Annotated in this window: 3 protein-coding genes and 3 tRNA genes; 5 read left to right on the top strand and 1 reads right to left on the bottom strand. The window is 63.1% G+C overall.

All coding sequences use genetic code 11. The annotated features are described in order from the left end of the window. Positions 1–221: 221 nt before the first annotated feature. Both K0U62_06885 and K0U62_06880 read left to right on the top strand, forming a co-directional pair. Positions 222–1,670 carry a tetratricopeptide repeat protein gene (locus K0U62_06885; protein ID MCH9801237.1) on the top strand — a complete coding sequence of 483 codons (1,449 nt, stop codon included), beginning with the start codon at positions 222–224 and terminating at the stop codon, positions 1,668–1,670. Positions 1,671–1,720: 50 nt separating this feature from the next. Next, positions 1,721–2,068: a metallopeptidase family protein gene (locus K0U62_06880; GenBank protein MCH9801236.1), complete on the top strand. Its 348-nt coding sequence runs from the start codon at positions 1,721–1,723 to the stop codon at positions 2,066–2,068. Positions 2,069–2,099: 31 nt separating this feature from the next. On the opposite strand, the gene K0U62_06875 is transcribed toward K0U62_06880, so the two are convergent. Then, positions 2,100–3,062: a threonylcarbamoyl-AMP synthase gene (locus K0U62_06875; protein MCH9801235.1), complete on the bottom strand. Its 963-nt coding sequence runs from the start codon at positions 3,060–3,062 to the stop codon at positions 2,100–2,102. Between the two features lie 187 nt (positions 3,063–3,249). Between K0U62_06875 and K0U62_06870 the strand changes: the two genes are divergently transcribed. The 3 genes from K0U62_06870 to K0U62_06860 all read left to right on the top strand — a co-directional run bounded on the left by K0U62_06870 (position 3,250) and on the right by K0U62_06860 (position 3,498). Then, positions 3,250–3,322, top strand: a tRNA-Glu gene (locus tag K0U62_06870). Between the two features lie 4 nt (positions 3,323–3,326). Beyond that, a tRNA-Asp gene (locus K0U62_06865) sits at positions 3,327–3,400 on the top strand. A 24-nt stretch (positions 3,401–3,424) separates the two neighbouring features. Beyond that, a tRNA-Phe gene (locus tag K0U62_06860) sits at positions 3,425–3,498 on the top strand. The last annotated feature ends 98 nt before the right edge of the window (positions 3,499–3,596 follow it).

Genomic DNA, 3,596 nt, shown 5'->3' with positions numbered 1-3,596 from the left:
CTGCACTGGTTCTGGTTGTTCGGCAGTGGCTGATTGCGTTGCTTCGGGCCCGATGTGATCGGTGTCGTGGTCACTCATGGTTCCTCTTTCCTGTTACCAGTGGAAACCATCCAGCGACGAAACCGATACCCCAGAACTACTGTTCGTACCTTCCCCTTACACACCCCTTACACAACCGGCCTCGTCGCACCTAATCCCGCCACTCCCAGCACTCGCTCGGGGTGAATGGGAATCCCCATCGCGGTAAGGGCATAGTGGGATACGTGGATGAGGAGCAAGGCGAGGGGATCGCACCGGACCCAGTTGCCGCCGCCCAAGCCCAACTGACCGCGGCACGCAGTTCTGGTGAGTCGGGAGCTATCGGCATCGCTCACATGAACCTCGGTATGGTGCTCGCCGCCACCGGTGATCATGCGAGTGCGGTTGCCGAGTATGCCGAACTCATCTCGTATTTGCAGTTGGCGCAACGAGATGACGACGAGGGACAGACCCGTCGGTGGCTGCGGCTCGGCAGTCTGTCCGCTCCAGTTCCCGACGCTACTGACATGCCGCCGGCACAACTTGAGGCCCTGGCTCGAATCCATCGAGCCGCATCACTGTTGATGCTGGGGCAACGTCAAGACGCTGCCGCGGAACTGGATGCAGCCCAACCTGCCTGTCGTGGCTTCGGCAAGGGCTGGCTGCGTAAGCAATGGCAGGCGGTAGGCAACCGGATGGACGAAGCCGCCTCACCCGGAGCACCGCCGATCCCCGATCAGGGCAACCAACCAGCCGCGAGTGAGAGCACCCCCGCGCCCAGTACCAGTCTGACCGAACAGATCGCGGCAGCTGATGAGTTGCTGGGCCGGGAACAGTTCCCCGAAGCCGCTCGAATCGCCTTGCGCGCCATCGACCAATGCGGAGAAGAAGACCTCGGCTACCGGGCGCAGGCGCGACAAGTGTTGGGGATCGCGCTGGAGGGGATGGGTCGCGCCGACGACGCGTTGTCGGTGCTGGGTGAATCCTTCACCGACTACATCAGCAGCGATCAGCCAATCTCTGCCGCCCGGATTGCTATTCCACTTGCGTGGCGGCAGGCCGAGGCGGGGCAACTAGATCGCGCTATGACCCTACTGCGACAAGCACTGCGGTTCACCGAATCTGCCGGCGAGCCGGCCCTACGGGCGCAACTGCTGACTGACCTCGCCTCCATGGCCGATCGAGCCGGCGAACGCGCCGAGGCTCGCAAATCCTTCGAGGCAGCAATAGCCACTGCGGAAATGATCCCCGATCCCGAGCGAACCGCCGATGCCCGACATGGCTTGGCCATCGTGCTGGCGCACTCGGACAGCAGCAACCGAGACGACGAGGTGGAAGCCCTGTCCCTGCTCGATGAGTGCAGCCGCACCTACCGGGAGCTGGGCTTCGCGGATCGAGTGGCAGGTTGCGAACACGAATCCGCTGCACTGTTGGGGCGGCTCGGTTCTTCGGATGCGGCGTTGAAGCGTTATCGACAGGCGTTGGATCTGTATCGGCAACTACCTGCGGAGCAGCGCGATACCGGCTCCTGGCCCGATGAGATCGCCGATCTGGAGCACAACATCGCGGCGCTGGCGGCGGGACAAACCTCCGGCCCCGGTCTATTCGCGTCCGGCGGTCACACCATGTCTCACCAGCCCCCGAGCGGCTGAGTGCCGGTAGCCGTGATGAGTGCTCATTCCCGCCCAGCTGGGAAGTCGCGATGATCCAGGTGGAACGAGCGCACTTCGAAGATCTCGTAGCGACCGCGTTAGACCAAATCCCACAGGAACTCGCTCGGCTGGTCGACAACGTGGTGATCGAGGTCCAAGACTGGCCGCCACCTGGGCAGCAGCTGTTGGGTCTCTACACCGGCGTTCCGCTCACTGAGCGAGGCAACTGGTACGCGGGCACCATGCCCGACCTGATCACGGTCTATCGCATGCCGATCTTGGCGCTGTGTCATTCGCTGGACGATGTGGTTCACGAAGTACACATCACCGTGGTGCATGAAATCGCTCATCATTTCGGTATCGACGACGACCGGCTGCACGACCTCGGCTACGGCTGACCGAACCGTTGGCTTGCTCCGATTTCGGTTCCTAGCTAGGGCGATCAGCAGCGGCGCGTTGTAGTCGGTCCCGCACCGCAACGGCGGCACCGTCATCGCCGGCGGGTGCCAGCGCCACAACTTGTTGCAACTGCAGGGAATCAGCTTCCCGGAGCGCGGCGTACAACACCCGGGCATAGTCGCCAGCCTCACTCGGAGCCGCTAGCCGCACCACTCCGGGCGGAGTTGTGACTTCCGCTAGCGCGAGGAGACCGACCCTAGGAGGAACCGAGGTATCGGGCATGAGGTCAGCAGCATCGCTGACGATCTGAACCTGTGCTTGTGGCGCATAGTGCGACGTCAACGAGCCTGGGACTCGAATCGGCCGAGCCGACTCCCGCGATACTGGGACGCCGGCAGCTTGCTCAATGTGCACCACACCCAGGGTCCCGGGCCGCAACACCACCGGGTACTCACCAGTGCAGTCCAAGATCGTGGACTCAACCCCCACCTGGCAGGGGCCACCATCGATGACGATATCCAGGCCAGCGACTAGTCGGTCTCCCAAATCTTGTTCGGCGTGAGCGGCCGTGGTGGGACTGACATGACCGAACCGATTGGCCGACGGTGCCACCACCCCGCCACCAAATTCCGTCAGCACCGCTTGCGCGAGCGGGTGATCAGGAACTCGGATCGCCACCGTGTCTTGCCCACCAGTGACGTAGTCTGCCACTCGATCGGTCCGCGGCAGCACCATCGTGAGCGGACCCGGCCACAGCGCAGCAGCCAAGTTGTGGACGTACTCCGGAACCGTTGCTGCCCATGTTTCCAGGCGAGCGGAGTCGGCCAAGTGAAGGATGAGGGGATGGTCTGCCGGCCTACCCTTGACGGCGTAGACGCGCGCTACTGCCTGCGGGTTCACGGCGTCGGCAGCCAACCCATAGACCGTCTCGGTGGGAAGCACCACCAAACCACCCGCCCGCAGCGCCTGAACGCCGCGCTCCACCTCAGTCACAGACCCAGTGTCCCGTAGCGGTGTAGCCAGCAGCCATCCGGTAGTGGTATCCAATTAGGGAAGAGGATTTCGTCTGATCACTATCTAGGGCTAGCCGCAGGCTCACCCCGGATTATGGTCATAGCGCGCAGTCCCCTATGCTAAAGCGGCACTCAACGGCATTCATGTCGGTGAGGGCCAGCGTCCGGCCCCCATCGTCTAGCGGCCTAGGACGCCGCCCTTTCAAGGCGGTAGCGCGGGTTCGAATCCCGTTGGGGGTACTTAGGCCCTGTGGCGCAGTTGGTTAGCGCGCCGCCCTGTCAAGGCGGAGGTCGCGGGTTCAAGTCCCGTCAGGGTCGCTAGGTCCGGCTTGCCGGACACTAGGCCAGGTAGCTCAGTTGGTACGAGCGTCCGACTGAAAATCGGAAGGTCGACGGTTCGACCCCGTCCCTGGCCACTTTTTTCGCGTGAATCGGGGCTTATTCCGCGGGCCAACCGGCTGGCAATTACCGGGTGCGAAGGATCCGATCGTTGACTACTCTTGACGCATTCTGT

The organism is Actinomycetes bacterium, from assembly GCA_022599915.1.
Classification (GTDB): domain Bacteria; phylum Actinomycetota; class Actinomycetes; order S36-B12.
This window is presented reverse-complemented; position numbering and strand designations above follow the sequence as displayed.